Below are 17696 nucleotides of genomic sequence, written 5' to 3' on the forward strand. Positions count from 1 at the left end.
GGATCACCCCAGTTTCATGTTGTCGATGCCGACCACGCGGTCGTAGATCCAGAAGAGGAACAGCACGAACACCAGGAGCACGAGCCCCAACGCCGCAGCAAGGTTCCAGTTCAGTGACTTACGCATGTGGAAGTCGATGATGTTCGAGATCATCTGGCCATCCTGACCACCCACAAGGGCAGGCGTGATGTAATAGCCGATCGCGAGGATGAAGCAGAGCAGAGCGCCTGCACCAATGCCCGGAACCGACTGCGGGAAGTACACCCGCCAGAAGGCCGTCCAGTTGGTTGCCCCCATGGATTTGGCAGCACGGGTATAAGACGGCGGAATGGTTTTCATCACCGAGTAGAGCGGCAGGATCATGAACGGCAACAGGATGTGCGTCATGGCAATCAGCGTACCGGTCTTGTTGTAGATCAGGCTGAACCGGTCTTCATCCGTGGCAAGGCCGAAGACGACGAAAAGGTCATTCATCACACCCTGCGCCTGCAGCATTGCAATCCATGCGGTCGTCCGCACCAGGAGCGACGTCCAGAACGGCAAAAGCACGAGGATCAGAAGAAGGTTCGATGTTTTCGTGGGCAAGGTCGACAGCAGGAAAGCGACCGGATACCCGAGGATCAGACAGAACACCGTCACGAGGAAGGAAATCTCGATGGTGCGCCAGAACAGCATCAGGTGGATGCGGCGATCTTCGTCCTGACGTTCGAACGAACCGTCAGCGTTGTATTTCAGGTCAAGCGCCGAGGCGACATAGCCGGGGTTGTATTTGACCGAGGCAATCTTGATCGCCTTCCAGACCTCGATATCGGCCCAGTCCTTGTCCTTCTTGATGAGCGCTTCCATGTAGGGCGCTTCCATCTTCTTGGCGCTACGGGCGGACTTGGTGAACAGGCTGCGGGTGCCCGACAGCTCACGGTTCACACGGGTCGCAACCTGACCAATGGTCTTGTTTTCGCGGGCTTTCACCAGATCCGCGACCATCGCGGCCGCCATCTCCTCGGTGGGCGGCGAAACCGCATCCCAATCCGCCATCGCGGCCGTGGAGGCTGGCATCAACTTGGAATAGCGCGCATCGTAGATGCCCTGCCACAAGAGAAAGATGATGGGCAGGATGAAGACCACAATGATGAATGCGATCAGGGGAAAGGCGAGCCCAAAAGCACGGGCACGGCTGCGGAACATCGCTTGTGCCAATCGCTTTTTAAGGGGGGTGCCGTCCGCGGCAAGCAGCGGCCCGGAAGTGTCAGTCATAAGACAGGCCTCGACAGGATTCGTTCAGGGGGTGGAAGAGGCCCGCGAGGGGCCTCTTCTCATGTGCGCAATCTGCGATTACTTGGCCAGCCAAGCGTTGAAACGCTCGTTCAGCTCGTCCTGGTTGTCTGCCCAGAACTCGAAGTTGTTGACCAGAGCGTTTGCCAGGTTGGCTTCTGCGGTCGGCATGTGCGGACCCATTTCGGTCTTGCCGTCGTTGTAGAGACCAACAAGCGGACCCGAAGACTTACGTGCCGGACCATAGGAGATCCAGGACGCCTGGTCTGCCAGACGCTGGGTGTCGGTCGAAAACGCCAGGAAGTCGAGCGCGGCTTCTTTGTTCGGCGCACCTTTCGGCATCACCCACAGGTCGAAGTCCATGATCTGACCGTCCCAGACAACTTCGAAGGGCTTACCTTCGCCTGCTGCCGCGTTGAAGATACGGCCGTTGTAGGCGGTGGTCATGACAACTTCACCGTCTGCCAGAAGCTGCGGCGGCTGTGCACCGGCTTCCCACCAGACAACGCTGTCCTTGATGGTGTCGAGCTTGGCAAAGGCGCGGTCCACACCTTCGTCGGTTTCCAGGGTGGCATAAACGTCAGCCGCCGGAACACCGTCAGCCATCAGAGCCATTTCCAGCAGCGACTTGGGGTTCTTACGCAGGCCGCGCTTGCCCGGGAAGGCTTCGAGGTCGAACAGGTCGTCGATGCTGTCAACGCCCGGAGTTTTCGAGCTGTCATAGGCGAAAACGGTCGACCAGACGATGTTGGCAACTGCACAGTCGTTCAGAGCGCCTTCGATGAAGTCTTCAGACGCCGGTGTGCCATCCGGAGCCGCGGGCAGGATCGAGTGGTCGATCTCTTCCAGCAGACCTTCGTCACAGCCGCGGATCGCGTCCGACAGTTCAACGTCAACCAGGTCCCAGGTCACGGTACCGGCTTCCACCTGCGCTTTGATTTCAGCAAGACCACCGTTGTAGTCTTCCGAAACAACCTGGTTGCCGGTCTTGGCCATCCAGGGCTTGTGATACGCTTCTACCTGGCTCTTGGTATAGGCACCGCCCCAGCTGACGACGGTGATCGATTCAGATGCCAGTGCGGCACCTGCCGAGAAAGCCAGAGCCGTGGTGGCCATAAGTACTTTCGAAAGTTTCATGGTTTTCCTCTCCTGATAGTTCAGTTTGGTTTTTTGCTTTTTGTATGCCCCGGCCCCTCCGGGCCGAAGCGGTTCGCTTTTTGGTGTCGAGATCAGGCGTCAAGCGCGCGGCAATCTTCCGGCAGCCAGCCGATTTCGATTTGCGTGCCGGGTTCAAGACGAACCTGGTCGGGGGCGTTACGGGTTTTGACGATGAACTCGTCGTTGCCGGCAACGCGAAGACGGGTGCGGAAAATGTCACCCATATAGATGAATTCGAGAACTTCCGCTTTAAGGGTGTGCGCGCCTTCTTGCAGGCGGTCCTTGTTGAACTCTACACGCTCGGGACGGATCGAAACACGGGTCCGTTCGCCGGGCTTGCTGACGTTGATTGGCTTACAGTCGATTAGTTCGCCATCATCAAGCTGCACCAGCGCGATACCGTCCTTGATTTCCTTTACGGTGCCCTCGAGCGTGTTATTCTCACCGATGAACTGCGCAACAAAACTGTTCTGCGGCGCTTCGTAAAGCTCATCCGGCGGCGCCAATTGCTGGATCACGCCATCGTTGAACACGGCCACACGGTCAGACATCGTCAGGGCTTCTGTCTGGTCGTGGGTCACGTAAACGGTGGTGATACCAAGGCTGTGTGCAAGGTGCGTAATCTCGAACTGCATCTTCTCGCGAAGCTGCTTGTCCAGCGCGCCCAGCGGCTCATCCATCAGGACCAGTTCCGGTTCAAACACCAGCGCACGGGCAAGGGCCACACGTTGCTGCTGACCACCCGAAAGCTGAGCGGGGCGGCGATTGACGAAAGCTTCCATCTCGACCATGTCGAGCGCACGCTTGATCTTGGCCTCGCGGTCCGACTTGCCCATCTTGCGCACCTCGAGCGGGAAGCTCAGGTTTTCGCCGATGGTCATATGCGGAAACAGCGCATAGTTCTGGAACACCATGCCGATGCCGCGCTTGTGCGGGGGGATGTTGTTGATGGGCCGGCCATCAAGACGAATTTCGCCGTGCGTCGCGGTCTCAAACCCCGCCAGCATCATGAGACAGGTGGTTTTCCCTGACCCGGACGGGCCCAGCATTGTCAGAAACTCGCCCTTTGGCAGGGTCAGGTTCAGGTCTTTGACGACGAGCGTTTCACCATCATAGCTTTTCTGCACGCGTTCGAATTCCACGAACGCGTCGTTGGATACGGAATCAGCCAATTAACGGCTCCCTGTTTTAGTCCGGCAGATTGTTCTGCGCTTCTCCCGAGGATGTAAGCACATGACCCGAAGGAAGTGCAACACCGCGATGATGAGGAAAAGCCTAAGTCGAGCATCGGGAAAGCCGAAAGAAATTTGCGACGGTTTGGGTCGATTTTTCGTCAAAAACCGACCCTTTCAGAACGAATTACGTCTTCTCATCTGGCGCAAGATGCAACGAGTCGGCCGTTTTTTGGTCCTTTGATCCCTCATAAAAAAAGCAAAACTTTTTGGCGAATGCGTGAAATTGGTGCAAACGACTCACCCTAGGACTGCCCAGAATCTGTCGGCGCATCGCCCTTTTTCGAAACCAAAAAACCCGGCGAAAAAACCGCCGGGTTCTGGAAAAGACAGAAATCTCTTCAGGTTTTGAGTTACTTCAGGAGGTCTTCCTCTTTGAGCTGCGCGAGCGTCAGGTCCAGCGCCCGGCGTGCTCGCTCGATCAGCGTGTCGATCTCGTCCTTGGTGATGACCAGGGGCGGCGAGATGACCATGCGGTCCCCTACATGCCGCATGATGAGGTTGTTGCCAAAGCAATGCTCGCGACAGATCAGGCCGACTGTACCCACGTCTGCCGCAAACGGTGCGCGGGTCTCCTTGTTCGGGGTCAGGGCCACAGAAGCCATCATACCGACGATCTTTGCTTCGCCGACAAGAGGGTGGTCGGCAAGCGCTTCCCACTTCTCTTTCAGATAGGGAGCAGTGTCCTCACGTACGGTATCGACGATTTTCTCTTCTTCGAGGATTCGCAGATTCTCCAACGCCACGGCAGCAGCAACCGGGTGACCAGAATAGGTGTAGCCATGGTTGAACTCGCATCCGCCGATCACTTCGGCCACCTCGTCCGAGACGATGGAGGCCGCGATCGGTGCGTAGCCCGAGCTTAGCCCCTTGGCGACCGTAATGATGTCGGGGCGGATGTTCAGTGTCTGACATCCAAACCAGTTTCCGGTGCGTCCAAAACCGCAGATCACCTCATCCACGATCAACAGAATTTCGTACTTGTCGCAAATGCGCTGGATCTCGGGCCAATAAGTGTCCGGCGCAACGATCACGCCGCCCGCCCCCTGGACCGGCTCGGCGATGAACGCCGCCACGCGGTCTTCACCCATCTCCAGAATCGCCTCTTCAAGCTCACGCGCGCGCTGCAAGCCGAACTCCTCCGGCGTCATGTCACCGCCCTCGGCATACCAGTTCGGTTGATTGATGTGGTGCACATCCGGAAGAGGCAGACCGCCCTGCGCATGCATCCCCGACATCCCACCAAGACTTGCCCCGGCCATGGTCGACCCGTGATAGGCATTCTTGCGGCTGATGATGACCTTCTTGCTGTCCTTGCCCTTCTGCGCCCAGTAGGTGCGAACAAGACGCATGTTGGTATCATTGGCCTCGGACCCCGAGCCGCCATAGAACACGTGGTTCAGATCGCCGGGCGCCAGTTCGGCCAGCTTTGCCGAGAGCGCAATGACCGGCACGTGCGTGGTCTGAAAGAACGTGTTGTAATAGGGCAGCTCGCGCATCTGTCGCGCGGCAACTTCGGCAAGTTCGTCGCGGCCATAACCGATATTCACGCACCAAAGGCCGGCCATGCCATCAAGGATTTCTTCACCTTCAGAGTCGGTCAGCGTCACACCTTTTGCACGCATGATGACCCGCGCACCTTTCTTGGCAAGTTCGCCCTGCGCGCTGAAAGGATGGATGTGGTGGGCTGCATCCAGTGCCTGCAATTCGGCAGTGGGCATGTGGTTGGTGATCATGTTCATGTCTGACCTCACAAGATTGAATCTGGGTACACAAATTTGATCATGTACCGTTTGCGATCAGAATATGATCAAATTTTTGGCTGTCAATCTAGTCTGTCAAAGAAGACGATTTTTCCAACGCGCGGCGCACCTGTTCCATGCCCTGAACAACGTCATCCCGTATCGCAGACGCGGTACGGATCGCATCCCTCGCACGCAGCGCCGTCAACGCTTCCTTGTGTTGGTCGGGAAGATTCTGTGTCCCGAGACGTCCACACACCACGCGCAGCGACGGGCCAAAGCGAAGCCACAGACCATCTGCAATTTCGGTGAGAATCGGGGACTGCGCCATCGCATAAAGTTTTGCGTGGAAAGCATAGTTTTTCTTCAGATAGGCCGGAACATCCCCCTTGGCGATAGCCCTGTCGAGCTCGAGATCGATTGCCTCAAGATCATTGATATCCGCGTCGGATGCGTTGATCGCCGCCCGCGCAGCAAGTTCGGGCTCCAGCGCCGTTCTGGCATAGATCAACTCGTCAATGCTGGCTGCATCCGGAGTGGGAACCGAAATCCGGCGATTTCCCTGAAATTCAAGCGCGCCTTCCGCTGTCAGACGGCGAATCGCCTCGCGCACCGGGGTCATTCCCGCGCCCAGATCCTTTACCAGCCCCTGAATCGTGACGGGCTGGCCCGGGGCAAACTCTCCAAACAGAACACGCTCTCGCAATTCGAAGTAAACCTGCTGGTGCGCAGGAAGTCGTTGAGCGTTTTCATCATCATAGGGCATTTCGGTTACTGCCTTTGGAGTGCCTGCCATTTACGCGTTTTTTACCTCTTCAATAGGGTGATCGAAAGCTATTTTGCGCCTTTGTCACAATCGAATGTTGCCATACGACAAAAAAATGATCAAATTATTCTCGTGATCAAGAGCTCGGACAAGAATCCGGCAATCCAACGGGAGAATGATATGAACAAGACCCTTTTCACTCTGGCCGCCAGCGTGGCGCTCGGTGCCATGGCCGCCAGCGCCGACGAAGTGCGTGTCTACAACTGGTCGGACTATATCGATGAAGACCTGCTGACCAAGTTCGAGGAAGAGACCGGCCTCAAACTGATCTACGATGTGTTCGATTCGAACGAAGTTCTTGAAACCAAGATGCTCGCCGGCGGTTCGGGTTATGATGTAGTTGTGCCATCGGGCACTTTCCTGCAGCGCCAGATCACGGCCGGTGCCTTCCAGAAACTGGACACTGGCAAGCTCGCAAATCACGGCAACCTCTGGGATGTGATCGCATCGCGCACCGAGAAATACGATCCAGAGAACGCCTATTCGATCAACTACATGTGGGGCACCACCGGTATCGGCGTGAATGTGGGCAAGGTTCAGGAAGTCCTCGGCGCGGATGCACCGATCGGCTCGCTCGATCTCGTCTTCAACCCGGCGAACATGGAAAAGCTGGCGGCATGTGGCGTGCACTTCCTTGACGCCCCGGCCGAGATCATCCCCGCGGCTCTGGCCTACATCGGTGAAGATCCCGATAGCCACGACAAGGACATCATCGCCAAAGCCGAGCCGATCCTGACCGCCGTGCGCCCCTATGTTCAGAAGTTCCACTCGTCGGAGTACATCAACGCTCTGGCCAACGGCGACATCTGCGTGGCCATCGGCTGGTCGGGTGACATCCTTCAGGCACGCGACCGCGCGGCCGAAGCGGAAAACGGTGTCGAGATCGCCTATAACGCGCCGTCGGAAGGCGCCCTGATGTGGTTTGACCAGATGGCCATCCCTGCCGACGCTCCGAACCCCGAAGGCGCGCACACCTTCCTGAACTTCATCATGGACGCGCAGAACATGGCGGATGCGTCGAACTATGTGTACTACGCCAACGGCAACCTCGCCTCGCAACCGCTGCTCGAGGAAGACGTGATCGGCGATCCGGCGATCTATCCGGATGAAGCCACCCTCAAGAACCTCTACACCACCACGCCCTATCCGGCGAAGGTACAGCGGGTCGTCACCCGCATGTGGACCAAGATCAAGTCGGGCACCTGAGCCCAACACAGATCGCCCGCGCATTCTTGTGAGTGCGCGGGTTCTTTTTGCAAATTTACGAGGTTCCGATGCCGCAAGACGTGTTCGCACCTTGGACTGATCCCAACGAAAAACCGATCATCCAATTCAAGAATGTCACCAAGCGTTTTGGTGATTTCACCGCAATCGACGATCTGACCATCGACATCTACGAGCGCGAGTTCTTCGCCCTGCTTGGCCCGTCCGGCTGTGGCAAGACCACGATGATGCGGATGCTGGCCGGTTTCGAAACCCCGACCGAGGGCACCATCCTGCTTTCGGGTCAGGACATTGCTCCGGTGCCGCCAAACAAGCGCGCCGTGAACATGATGTTCCAATCCTACGCCCTGTTCCCGCACCTTTCGATCTGGGACAACATCGCCTTTGGCCTGCGCCGCGACAAACGCCCCAAGGACGAGGTCTCCCAGCGCGTCGAAGAGATGCTGCGCCTCACGCGCCTCGAAAAATTCGCCCGCCGCAAGCCGCACCAGATTTCCGGCGGTCAGCGTCAGCGCGTGGCCCTCGCCCGTTCTCTCGCCAAGGCGCCCACGCTCCTTTTGCTCGATGAACCGCTCGGCGCGCTCGACAAGAAGTTGCGCCAGGAAACCCAGTTCGAACTGATGGACATCCAGGAAAAAACCGGCACCACCTTTGTCATCGTGACCCACGATCAGGAAGAGGCAATGACCGTGGCCAGCCGGGTTGCGGTGATGGATCACGGCAAGATCATCCAGGTGGCCACCCCCGCCGACATCTATGAAGCGCCCAACTCGACCTATGTGGCGGATTTCATCGGCGACGTGAACCTGATCCGCGGCAAAGCATCGGGCAAAGACGGGGACCGCCTGCGCATTGCATGGGCCGAGGGGCAACCCGAGATCGTCGGCACGCCAAACCGCGAGTTTGCCAACGGCGACACGGTGCATTTCGCAATCCGCCCCGAGAAGGTGGCGATTTCCTCCGAGAAGCCCGACAGCCCCAACGCCATTCCGGGCAAGGTGCATGACATCGCCTATCTCGGCAATATCTCGACCTACCACGTCGAACTTGCTGGCGGGCAGATCATCAAGGCGCAAACCGCCAACAATCGCCGCATCTCGCGCCGCAGCTTCACCTGGGAAGACAATGTCTGGCTTAGCTTCACGGACACGGCCGGTGTCCTGTTGGAGACCTGATCCATGCGCCGTTTCGCCCTGATATCAATCCCTTACCTGTGGCTTCTGGCACTGTTCCTCGTGCCATTTGTCATCGTTCTGAAAATCTCCCTGTCGGACACGGCGCTTGCCATTCCACCCTATACGCCAACCCTTGATCTGGCGGCCGGCTGGAAGGGCATCACCGATTTCTTCTCGGAACTGGATTTCGAAAACTTTGTCTGGCTGACCGAGGATGATCTCTACTGGAAAGCCTATCTTTCCAGCCTCAAGATCGCCCTGACCTCGACCATCCTGACGCTGCTTGTGGGCTTCCCGATCGCCTATGGCATGGCCCGTGCGCCGACCGAATGGCGGGCGACCCTCCTAATGCTGGTGATCCTGCCGTTCTGGACCTCCTTCCTGATCCGCGTCTACTCGTGGATGGGCATTCTCAGCCAGGAAGGCTACCTCAACCAGCTGCTGATGTCGCTTGGCCTGATCTCCGAACCGCTGATCATTCTCAACACAAATGTCGCGGTCTATATCGGCATCGTTTACACCTATCTGCCCTTCATGATCCTGCCGATCTATTCGGCCTTGGAAAAGCTTGACGGCAGCCTTCTGGAAGCCGCCGAAGACCTTGGCTGTTCCCGCCTTTCCGCCTTCTGGCTGGTCACGGCACCGCTTTCGAAACAGGGGGTCATTGCCGGATCATTCCTCGTCTTCATCCCCACCTTGGGTGAATTCGTGATCCCGTCGCTCCTTGGTGGCTCCAAGACGCTGATGATCGGCAAGGTGCTTTGGGAAGAATTCTTCTCGAACCGCGACTGGCCGGTGGCAAGCGCGGTGGCTGTGGTGCTTCTGCTGATCCTCGTGATCCCGATCATTCTCTTCCAGCGCAACGAACAAAAGCAGAGGGAGATTGACGGATGAGACGCTTCAGCTGGTTCAACGTAACCTCTCTGACCCTCGGGTTCGCCTTTCTCTACCTGCCGATGGTGATCCTTGTGATCTACAGCTTCAATGCGTCAAAGCTGGTCACCGTCTGGGCCGGATTCTCGACCAAGTGGTACGGCGAGCTGCTCCAGAACGATGCCTTCCTTGATGCGGCATGGGTCACGGTGAAGGTGGCGGTGATGAGTTCAACCCTTGCAACGGTTCTGGGCACGATTGCGGCGATTGTCATGATCCGCGCAGGGCGGTTTTACGGGCGCACCCTGTTCTCGGGCATGATCTATGCGCCTCTGGTGATGCCAGAGGTGATCACCGGTCTGTCACTGCTGCTCTTGTTCATTGGCATCGGGCTGGATCGCGGTGTGCTGACCATCGTTCTTGCGCATACGACCTTTTCGATGTGCTACGTGTCGGTGGTCGTGTCCTCGCGCCTCGTCAGCTTTGACCAGTCGCTCGAAGAGGCGGCGCTTGATCTGGGATGCTCACCGTTCCAGGCCTTCCGCCTCGTAACCCTGCCCATCATCGCGCCCGCAGTAATCTCCGGGTGGCTTCTGGCCTTCACCCTGTCGCTTGATGATCTGGTGATCGCATCATTCACGGCCGGTCCGTCGGCAACGACCCTGCCGATGAAGATCTGGAGTTCGGTACGTCTGGGTGTCAGCCCTGAAATCAACGCGCTTTCGACCCTGATGATTGCCGTCGTGACCCTTGGCGTGATCAGCGCCTCGATCATCTCCAAGCGCGGCGCCGTCAAACAACAGCGCGAGGAACAGGCTGCGGAACGCGCAGAGGCGGAATGACCCGCCTCTGTCACCCTTTCTCCTATGGCGATGGCCCGGTTGAGCATTGTTTCTGGAACGAAACGGTGCCCGATCCGGGCCTCGCATCCCTTTCAGAGGACATAAACGCCGAAGTCGCCGTGATCGGCGCCGGATTCACCGGCCTCTCTGCGGCACTGCATCTGGCCGAAGCGGGCGTCGATGTCGTGGTTGTGGACGAGAAACAGCCCGGCTGGGGCGCATCCGGTCGCAACGGTGGGTTCTGCTGCCTCGGTGGCTCCATGCTGGGCGCAAAAGAGATGATCAAGCGCCACGGCGAGGGCGCGGCTAAGGACTATGCCCTCGTTGAACGTGACGCCGTCGATCTGGTCGACGCAACAATCGACCAGCTGGGTCTGGAGGTTGATCGCCACTCGAACGGCGAAACCATTCTGGCCCATCGCAAACGCGACTATGCGGGGTTCGCCACCTATGCCGAGAATCTTGCCCATCTGCATGGTCAAAAGCCGCAGGTCATCCCGCAAGCCGAACTGGCCGAACATGGAATGGGGGGCGATTTTCACGGGGCCATGACCACCCCCATCGGCTTTGCCCTCAACCCGCGAAAATATGTCATCGGCTTGATGGACGGTGCCTTGGCCGCAGGCGCGCGCATTTTCGGGAATACGCCCGTAACTGGTATGGAAACAGTCAATGGCACGCATACGCTCACCACGCCCAAGGGGCGCATTGCGGCAAAGAAGGTGATCCTTGCCACCAATGGATATTCCAGCGAAACCCTGCCGAACTGGATGGCAGGCCGCTATCTCCCCGCGCAATCAAGCGTGATCGTCACCCGCCCGTTAAGCAGCGAAGAACGCGAGGCGCAGGGCTGGACCACACATCAGATGTGCTACGACACCCGCAATCTCCTGCACTATTTCCGCCTGATGCCAAACGGCCAGTTCCTATTCGGGATGCGCGGCGGGCTGGCGACCTCGGCAGGCGTGCACCACAAGATCAGGGCCAAGATCCGCGGCGATTTTGAGCGCATGTTCCCGGCCTGGGCGCATGTTGAAACGCCGTGGTACTGGTCGGGGTTCGTGTGTCTCTCGCCCGACCTCACCCCCTTCGCCGGTCCCGTCCCGGGTACGGACGGTCTGTTTGCCGGGTTTGCCTATCATGGCAACGGCGTCGCGATGGGCAGCTATTGCGGTGCGCTGCTGGCCAACCGGATTCTCGGCCGCGCGACCCTGCCCTCTTCTGCGGTGATCGAGACGCCTCCCCGTCGCATGCTGGGCGGGCGCTTTCGCAGGTTGGCAATGTGGCCCGCTTACCTTGGATTCGCGCTGGCCGACTTGTAGGCTGCGGCGATTTCAAGCCCCTGAACCTCTTCGTATTCCGTACGTCCACGTTCGGCCTGCCACTGGCAATAGGCAGCCATGCGCCAATGGTAGAAAGGGGCAAGCGCCGCGTAGCGCGCCGTCACCTCGGGACAGTCATAGGCCTCCATGAAGGCTGCGACTTCAGCATCCCTCAGCGGCTTGCCGCGATACAGGCTTTGCATCGCAGGCGACAGAAAGATCGCGATATCCTCGCAGGGATCTCCTACCGCCGGGCATTGCCAGTCAATCAAATGCAATCCACCAGCATTGTGGATCAGGTTCCCCGGAACGATATCACAGTGCAGCAGGCAAGAACGCCCAGATGGCGCAACTGGATCTTCAATTGGCGGCATGTCGATATGGTCGGTCCAAACGCATTTCGACAGGATCGTTCGCGTGTGTTCGATCACCGCTTCAGACCCGTCCGCAACAGATCGCAACCCCTGCAATGGCGCACGCATATGCAACGTCTTCATGAGCCGTGCCGGCCCAGCCGTATCTTCCGACCAGACCTGCCCCTGAATGTGGCCATAAATGTTGCAGGCACCCGCCGGGGTTCCGATTTGCGCCACAAGCCGGGGTGCAAGCCCCGATCCCTCAAGCTCTTGCAACAAACGCGCCTCTGCATCGGGCGCATTAGGGAACAAGGGATTCTCTGCCACGCCGGAATAGAGTTTCACGACGAGGTCGCCATCCTGCAAGTGCAACCGCCAAGCGGAATTCGTACGCCCTCCGGACAGGAATTCCCATTCCGCGACCGCCGCCCCGGGTGCAATTTTGGCCACAGACGCGACAAGAGCCGCTGGCGGATTTTGTCCGATGGTCTTCAGGGTCCCGATCCACTTTTTGAGGATGTGGGACGCTAAGTCAGTTGGTTTCGTCCCGCAAGCCTCAGATCGGCATTCTCACACCCAAAACGTCTTCAGCCCGTGTCACCGCCCCGCCTTCCAGATGAAGTTCGACCCCAGAGGCACCTATCCGCGCCTCCCTTACCTTGCTGTGCAGCGCCAAGGTCTCGGCGCCCAACAGGTTGTCACCGGTAAAATCCTCGACCTCGAGGCGGAAAAGACCGGGATCCGCAGTTGCACCCGATGTCAGGCCTCCGTTCCAGGTAACCGTTTCTGCCTCAAACGGGACGAGGGCGCGGTAGACTTCGGCACCATTTGCGTCCCGCACCACGAGTTCGCGACGATCACCAAATGCGTTCTCCGGCAACTCGGCCGAAATCTCGCCGGACTCGAAATAGACCGGTGCATGGGAAAGCACGTCCATGCCAACCCATCCCGCAAGTTGCGAAACCCCGGTAGACGCAAGCCGCGCCTCGATGGATGTCAGCAGGTCATTGGTCAAAACCTGCTGTTCCACCGCGGAAAAATTCGCAAGCTGCGCCGCAAAATCCGAGGCCTCGACCGGGTTCAACGGGTCCTGATTCTGCATCTGGACGGTGAGCATCTTGAGAAATGTTTCATAGTCCGATGAATTTTCCGCCCCGCGCTGCACCGGTTGCGAAATCGACCCTATGGCTGCTGTCTCCATGACCCTGCCTCACATCCGAATGTCCATACCACCGCCGGCCACATGCCGGGGCGGGGCGGACACAAGCAATTCCTCATCCGCCATGTCACCTTCAATCTCGGGACCAAGGCCGGCAGACCTGACTTGCGCGTCTCCTTCCGGTGCGCGATCCCCGAAGGCAAAGGAAATGCTGCTATAGCCGATGTCCTGCAAATCCTGCTGCAGCTGCTCAAGGTGCCGCCGGATAAGCTCTTCCGTACCCTGACGCTCGGTCTGGATGACCACGGTCATCTGGGTTTCGCTTCCGGCAAGAACCATTCGCACCCTGCCCAGTTCCTCGGGCCGCAGCGCCAGTTCGACAACACCATTGCCACGCGTCTGAATTGTTTCCGCAAGCTGCTGCGCAACAAGGCGGCCAGCGGCAGGATCATGTGAGATGGACGCGGATGGTATTCTGACCCCACTCGCCTCGATGCGTGGCTGAACCGGCCCTTCAATTACCCTAACGGGGTCTTCTTCAGACCGGACAGGTAAATCAGTAGAAAAATCAGCGGCCTTGCTTACAGGCACCAGCGGAACGGATGTCTCTCGCTCGGTGATCTGAACCTGTGCCCCTGCCGAAGCGTGCGCAGTGGGCAACCGGGTCTCCTGTCCCTGAAAGGCGTGGCCATCAAACATCGCCTTCGATGCACCAATCAAGGCCGCTTTTGGTGAGCCCTCAATTGGAGAGCGACTGAGTGACACGGTGACTTTGCTCCCCAATGCTGGCTCAGCAGGCTTGGGGCTTTCATGGTCGACGCTCGGCGGCGCAGGCGCTTTCCCGGTCAACCCGCTAAACGTAACTCTCTGGCACACGGGAACTTGGCTGGTACTTTCGGGAACACCTTCTCGGACCATTGGCGATGACTGTGCACCGGTGATCGGGATTGCCCTAGCTAACTCGGCTCCCTTGGAGGCAAGAGCCTTATGCAGCGCTTCGCCGATCAGCCCCCTTTCACTGTCGCCAGCCTCGAAACCAGAGGAAACAATGGATCTAGCGCCGGAAGCCGGGGTACCTACGTCCCCCCGCGACACTCGAATTTCAGCCACCGCATCCTTCGGCTCGCCCCCTCGCGGAATATCTACAGCCCCCCGAGGCGTGTTCTCTGTTGGGAGAGCAGTTCTCGGTGCAACCAAGGCATCTGCCACAACAGTCCGAAGTCTTTTGGGGCTGCCGCTATCTAATGCGCCGTTCGTTGTACTTTCTTGCTTGGCATCCCCCTGTTTTGGCGCACCCAACTCTGTCGATACGGGAGCCCGAGCATCACCTTCCACATTGCCTTTCGGTTTCGTTTCAGAAATCTGCATCATACGCCCTGTTTCATCGGCAAAAACCGTCGAAAAACTGCTTGAGGGTGCCCCGTCGCGAACCGGGCCCAGATCATCCCCGACCGCATGTATCCCAGACGAAGGTGCGGCGCGACGACCTTCCGGATCAGGTGGCAAGGTTTTCTTCGGCCCTGTCGCTGCTTCCAACTCACTTTGCGGCACGGTCGGGAGTGGTACTCGAACCTTCCCCTCAACGCCCCTCTCTACTTGCAGGTTCTTGAACGTCGCCGGACCTGAATCAGCACCACCCTGTGCGTCGTACTCTGCTTTGGCCAACGATGCGTCCGCTCCCTGCGTCTGGCGCGACAGCGGATTGGTGACTTGGGCACTGCCTTCCGCAAACACCTTCACAGGCACCGGAAGCACAGCGATGTCTCGACCTGTCGAAGTCTCCACCTCAGACGAAAAATCCGAAACAACTACTGGCCCGAACTCCGAAAAGGTCTCATCTCTCGTCCCCCCCCTCAGAGGGCCATTCTCCGCGATCAAAGTGACCTCCTCGTCCGCTGCACCTTGGTCAAGTGACGGGTGGCCATGCAGTACTTCTTTGTCCTCGGCAACTCCAGAAAGGGCGGTCTCATTCGCACACTCCGGCACGGAGCCTATCTCCCAGATCTCGTCAAAAGCCGGTTCTCCGGTGCTACCGGCGTGGCTTGAGAGTGGCACCCCACCCTTCCCGTTTTCAGAAGGGGCGCCCGTCACTTGCGAAAGCAGCAGATGGATCATCTCGGATTCTCCGGTCAAGTCAGTCGCCGCAACACTCACCTCTCAAGGTTACCACTTCTTTACCGCTTACAAGTCAGATTGGATGAAACCGCATCAAATTGGAGGTATCGCCATGAGGGCTGTTGCCGAAGCCATCCTGCCCATCCATCACACCCCGACCGATCCGCGCCTCATGCAAGCTGCACAGGAACTCGAAGCCAGCTTTCTTGCGGAAATGCTGAAACACTCCGGACTTGGGAAACTCCCCGAAAGCATGGGTGGGTCCGAAGGAGAAGAACATTTTCAGTCTCTGTTCTTGCAGGAACAGGCAATGGTCATGGTCCGTGCCGGGGGCATCGGGCTTGCGGAAAACATCTATCAGTCTCTGAAGGAGCGTACGGATGAGCGCCCTTGAAACACATGCCTTGTTTGAAAAGCTCGAAACCCTTCTCGACCAGGAAAAGCAAGCTCTGGCCAATGGCGCGCTGGGAGACATCAAGCTGATTCTCGACCAGAAATCTGGCCTTCTTGAACAGCTGGAGGCGCTTGATGACACCTCCCGCCCCGATCTGGCAGGTCTCTATGAGAAGGTGTCGGTGAACCAGCGGCTTCTCAACAGCGCCCTGCGCGGCGTTCGGCAGGTGGCCGACCGTATGGCCACCTTGCGGCGCGTCAGAACAACCTTGGAAACCTACAATTCCAACGGAGAGAAATCCGATCTCTCCATCTCCACGACCCGCAAACTGGAGAAGCGCGCCTGATTTGTCTCAAATCCGGCTTTTTCTGCATGAGCGGCTTAGCACTCCATTAGCGAATTGAGCGCCATTGTCGCGGGGCATCCCGTGCGGATGGCGCCGTACCCAAACATGGGCCGGCACTTGTCAGAACGACACTCGTGACCGCCGAAAGGCGGGTTTGTTCAACGGGCGCAAAAGCGCCCTTTCCCTGAAAAGGAAGTGCCATGTCCAGCATTCTTACCAACACCAGCGCAATGGTTGCGCTGCAGACCCTGAAGGCCGTGAATTCCAGCCTCTCGACAACGCAAACCCAGATTTCAACCGGCAAACGCGTTGGCGACGCCCAGGATAATTCCACGGTTTGGATCACCTTGGCATTGGTGCTGTAGGCGCGCTGGGTCTGGATCATGTCGGTCAACTCGCCCGCGACATCTGTGGCCGATTCCTCACGGGCATAGGCGACAATGTCACCGGTCGGCCCGTCGCCCGCGTTCCACAGGAAATACGATCCGCTCTCTGGCGAAGGCAGATAGGTCTGGTGATCCATCGCCACCATTCCGTTGGGATTGGGCAGGTCCACCAGTGGCACCTGGAAAATCGTCCGCGTGATGCCGGTATCAAAGAAGGCATGCACAAAGCCGTTTTCATCAACCTCGACCGAGGTCATGTTGCCCACCGGCGAGCCGTCCTTGGCAATCTGAAGCGGCGCAAAGGAATCCGACAGCTGTGTCAGGCCATCACTTTCGCCCAGCCGCCCGATGTTGATCTCCATTGGCCCGCCTGCGACGGTGGCGATCAGGCTGCCAGTGGCGGGATCATAGGTGCCGCCCGACGTGGTTGTCACCGACATCAGCGTACCGCCGCCGGTGCGGCTGTCTTCGAACACCATCGTGTATTCGCCCACAACTGCCCCTCCCGAGGCGGAATCGGTGATCACCATGGTCCACTCGTTGGATTCACCCGTCGCTGGCACGGTTGGCGTAAAGGTAAAGGCAAGGTTCTGCGACCGGCCCAAGTTATCAAAATACTCGACCGAAAGCTCTTCGCTGGTCCCGGCCGAAGAGGCATCCGTCGAGGTCGCAGGCAGGTTCAGGCCCAGTGTCATCTGTGTGGTCGGATCGCCAGTCAACTGGTTCACGTTGATCTGCACCGGTTTCAGGCCATCACTGGTATCGCGTGGAAAGGTCGGCACAGTGCCGTCGGGATTGGCCGGCCAGCCCATCAAAACAAGCCCCGATTCTGACGTCAGATACCCCTTGGCATCCGTGCGAAACGAGCCGGTTGTCGTCAGCAGCATCTGCTCGGAGCCATTGCCGACCGCCACTTCTGACGCCAGCGCCACCGGCAGCATGCCACGTCCGCGCACCGCAAGGTCGGTTGGATTGGATGTCGACAGAAGGGCGCCGCGTTGATCGATCAGGCGCTGGTTCGTGACCCGAACGCCACCCGCGGAATAGGTGCCGCCATTGCCGGAAATGACCATAGAATGGAAATCGGATTCCATGCGTTTGTAGCCAAAGGTCGACGAGTTCGCGATGTTGTCGGAGATGGCGGCAAGTCTGCTCGCGTTGACCGAAAGTCCCGCGACCCCTGCGTTTAGTGAGGAAGAAATGGTCATGAACACGCCTTTCTGCTGCGTCGATTGGTGTCGACACAACAGTTAGGCCAGCCGCACTTAACACCC

The 17696-nt window shown here is 58.4% G+C and carries 15 protein-coding genes and 2 pseudogenes; 8 read left to right on the top strand and 9 right to left on the bottom strand.

Annotated elements, in window-relative coordinates; genetic code table 11:
- Window positions 1–3: 3 nt before the first annotated feature.
- From ABWV42_RS15705 to ABWV42_RS15725, 5 genes are all read right to left on the bottom strand, one after another.
- The gene (locus ABWV42_RS15705) at window positions 4–1254 is read right to left on the bottom strand and encodes an ABC transporter permease (RefSeq protein WP_353341004.1); all 1251 of its coding nucleotides are present in this window, start codon (window positions 1252–1254) and stop codon (window positions 4–6) included.
- A 78-nt stretch (window positions 1255–1332) separates the two neighbouring features.
- Entirely contained in the window at window positions 1333–2409 is a 1077-nt protein-coding gene (locus ABWV42_RS15710; protein ID WP_353341006.1) for an ABC transporter substrate-binding protein, read from the bottom strand.
- Window positions 2410–2501: 92 nt separating this feature from the next.
- Window positions 2502–3602 carry an ABC transporter ATP-binding protein gene (locus tag ABWV42_RS15715; RefSeq protein WP_353341007.1) on the bottom strand — a complete coding sequence of 367 codons (1101 nt, stop codon included), beginning with the start codon at window positions 3600–3602 and terminating at the stop codon, window positions 2502–2504.
- A 413-nt stretch (window positions 3603–4015) separates the two neighbouring features.
- Window positions 4016–5404, bottom strand: a complete 1389-nt coding sequence (locus tag ABWV42_RS15720; RefSeq protein ID WP_353341008.1) for an aspartate aminotransferase family protein — start codon at window positions 5402–5404, stop codon at window positions 4016–4018.
- 88 nt (window positions 5405–5492) lie between these two features.
- Window positions 5493–6200 carry a GntR family transcriptional regulator gene (locus tag ABWV42_RS15725; RefSeq protein WP_353341009.1) on the bottom strand — a complete coding sequence of 236 codons (708 nt, stop codon included), beginning with the start codon at window positions 6198–6200 and terminating at the stop codon, window positions 5493–5495.
- Between the two features lie 150 nt (window positions 6201–6350).
- On the opposite strand from ABWV42_RS15725, the gene ABWV42_RS15730 reads away from it, so the two are divergent.
- The 5 genes from ABWV42_RS15730 to ABWV42_RS15750 all read left to right on the top strand — a co-directional run bounded on the left by ABWV42_RS15730 (window position 6351) and on the right by ABWV42_RS15750 (window position 11666).
- On the top strand, window positions 6351–7436 hold the full coding sequence (locus ABWV42_RS15730; RefSeq protein ID WP_353341010.1) for a polyamine ABC transporter substrate-binding protein: 1086 nt from the start codon (window positions 6351–6353) through the stop codon (window positions 7434–7436).
- Window positions 7437–7504: 68 nt separating this feature from the next.
- Window positions 7505–8629: an ABC transporter ATP-binding protein gene (locus tag ABWV42_RS15735; RefSeq protein ID WP_353341011.1), complete on the top strand. Its 1125-nt coding sequence runs from the start codon at window positions 7505–7507 to the stop codon at window positions 8627–8629.
- Between the two features lie 3 nt (window positions 8630–8632).
- A complete protein-coding gene (locus tag ABWV42_RS15740; protein WP_353341012.1) occupies window positions 8633–9523 on the top strand; it encodes an ABC transporter permease subunit in 891 nt (296 codons plus the stop codon).
- Complete coding sequence (locus ABWV42_RS15745) at window positions 9520–10344, top strand: ABC transporter permease (protein WP_353341013.1); 825 nt, start codon at window positions 9520–9522, stop codon at window positions 10342–10344. Before ABWV42_RS15740 ends, ABWV42_RS15745 begins: the two co-directional genes overlap by 4 nt.
- Window positions 10341–11666 carry an NAD(P)/FAD-dependent oxidoreductase gene (locus tag ABWV42_RS15750; protein ID WP_353341014.1) on the top strand — a complete coding sequence of 442 codons (1326 nt, stop codon included), beginning with the start codon at window positions 10341–10343 and terminating at the stop codon, window positions 11664–11666. Before ABWV42_RS15745 ends, ABWV42_RS15750 begins: the two co-directional genes overlap by 4 nt.
- Here ABWV42_RS15750 and ABWV42_RS15755 read toward each other — a convergent pair.
- The 3 genes from ABWV42_RS15755 to ABWV42_RS15765 all read right to left on the bottom strand — a co-directional run bounded on the left by ABWV42_RS15755 (window position 11636) and on the right by ABWV42_RS15765 (window position 15296).
- Window positions 11636–12472, bottom strand: coding sequence for a phosphotransferase (locus ABWV42_RS15755; protein WP_353341015.1), 837 nt, complete (start codon window positions 12470–12472; stop codon window positions 11636–11638). The two genes, ABWV42_RS15750 and ABWV42_RS15755, sit on opposite strands and share 31 nt — an antisense overlap.
- 106 nt (window positions 12473–12578) lie before the next feature.
- On the bottom strand, window positions 12579–13223 hold the full coding sequence (locus ABWV42_RS15760; protein ID WP_353341016.1) for a flagellar hook capping FlgD N-terminal domain-containing protein: 645 nt from the start codon (window positions 13221–13223) through the stop codon (window positions 12579–12581).
- A 9-nt stretch (window positions 13224–13232) separates the two neighbouring features.
- Window positions 13233–15296 carry a flagellar hook-length control protein FliK gene (locus ABWV42_RS15765; RefSeq protein ID WP_353341017.1) on the bottom strand — a complete coding sequence of 688 codons (2064 nt, stop codon included), beginning with the start codon at window positions 15294–15296 and terminating at the stop codon, window positions 13233–13235.
- A 112-nt stretch (window positions 15297–15408) separates the two neighbouring features.
- Here ABWV42_RS15765 and ABWV42_RS15770 point away from each other — a divergent pair, with 112 nt between their 5' ends.
- From ABWV42_RS15770 to ABWV42_RS15780, 3 genes and pseudogenes are all read left to right on the top strand, one after another.
- Window positions 15409–15690: a rod-binding protein gene (locus ABWV42_RS15770; RefSeq protein ID WP_353341018.1), complete on the top strand. Its 282-nt coding sequence runs from the start codon at window positions 15409–15411 to the stop codon at window positions 15688–15690.
- Entirely contained in the window at window positions 15677–16036 is a 360-nt protein-coding gene (locus tag ABWV42_RS15775) for a flagellar biosynthesis protein FlgN (RefSeq protein ID WP_353341019.1), read from the top strand. Before ABWV42_RS15770 ends, ABWV42_RS15775 begins: the two co-directional genes overlap by 14 nt.
- Window positions 16037–16236: 200 nt before the next feature.
- Window positions 16237–16377 (top strand): annotated as a pseudogene (locus ABWV42_RS15780) (flagellin N-terminal helical domain-containing protein); the annotation flags it as partial.
- Here ABWV42_RS15780 and ABWV42_RS15785 read toward each other — a convergent pair.
- A pseudogene (locus ABWV42_RS15785) lies at window positions 16365–17630 on the bottom strand (flagellar hook protein FlgE); the annotation flags it as partial. The pseudogenes ABWV42_RS15780 and ABWV42_RS15785 sit on opposite strands and share 13 nt — an antisense overlap.
- Window positions 17631–17696: the final 66 nt, after the last annotated feature.

Source organism: Pelagimonas sp. KU-00592-HH (assembly GCF_040369695.1).
Classification (GTDB): Bacteria; Pseudomonadota; Alphaproteobacteria; order Rhodobacterales; family Rhodobacteraceae; genus Shimia.

Excerpts from the sequence above, each read along its gene's own strand:
- ABWV42_RS15705 (WP_353341004.1), bottom strand. The coding sequence starts at position 1,254 with ATGACTGACACTTCCGGGCCGCTGCTTGCCGCGGACGGCACCCCCCTT.
- ABWV42_RS15710 (WP_353341006.1), bottom strand. The coding sequence starts at position 2,409 with ATGAAACTTTCGAAAGTACTTATGGCCACCACGGCTCTGGCTTTCTCG.
- ABWV42_RS15720 (WP_353341008.1), bottom strand. The coding sequence starts at position 5,404 with ATGAACATGATCACCAACCACATGCCCACTGCCGAATTGCAGGCACTG.
- ABWV42_RS15725 (WP_353341009.1), bottom strand. The coding sequence starts at position 6,200 with ATGGCAGGCACTCCAAAGGCAGTAACCGAAATGCCCTATGATGATGAA.
- ABWV42_RS15730 (WP_353341010.1), top strand. The coding sequence starts at position 6,351 with ATGAACAAGACCCTTTTCACTCTGGCCGCCAGCGTGGCGCTCGGTGCC.
- ABWV42_RS15735 (WP_353341011.1), top strand. The coding sequence starts at position 7,505 with ATGCCGCAAGACGTGTTCGCACCTTGGACTGATCCCAACGAAAAACCG.
- ABWV42_RS15740 (WP_353341012.1), top strand. The coding sequence starts at position 8,633 with ATGCGCCGTTTCGCCCTGATATCAATCCCTTACCTGTGGCTTCTGGCA.
- ABWV42_RS15745 (WP_353341013.1), top strand. The coding sequence starts at position 9,520 with ATGAGACGCTTCAGCTGGTTCAACGTAACCTCTCTGACCCTCGGGTTC.
- ABWV42_RS15750 (WP_353341014.1), top strand. The coding sequence starts at position 10,341 with ATGACCCGCCTCTGTCACCCTTTCTCCTATGGCGATGGCCCGGTTGAG.
- ABWV42_RS15760 (WP_353341016.1), bottom strand. The coding sequence starts at position 13,223 with ATGGAGACAGCAGCCATAGGGTCGATTTCGCAACCGGTGCAGCGCGGG.
- ABWV42_RS15765 (WP_353341017.1), bottom strand. The coding sequence starts at position 15,296 with ATGATCCATCTGCTGCTTTCGCAAGTGACGGGCGCCCCTTCTGAAAAC.
- ABWV42_RS15770 (WP_353341018.1), top strand. The coding sequence starts at position 15,409 with ATGAGGGCTGTTGCCGAAGCCATCCTGCCCATCCATCACACCCCGACC.
- ABWV42_RS15775 (WP_353341019.1), top strand. The coding sequence starts at position 15,677 with ATGAGCGCCCTTGAAACACATGCCTTGTTTGAAAAGCTCGAAACCCTT.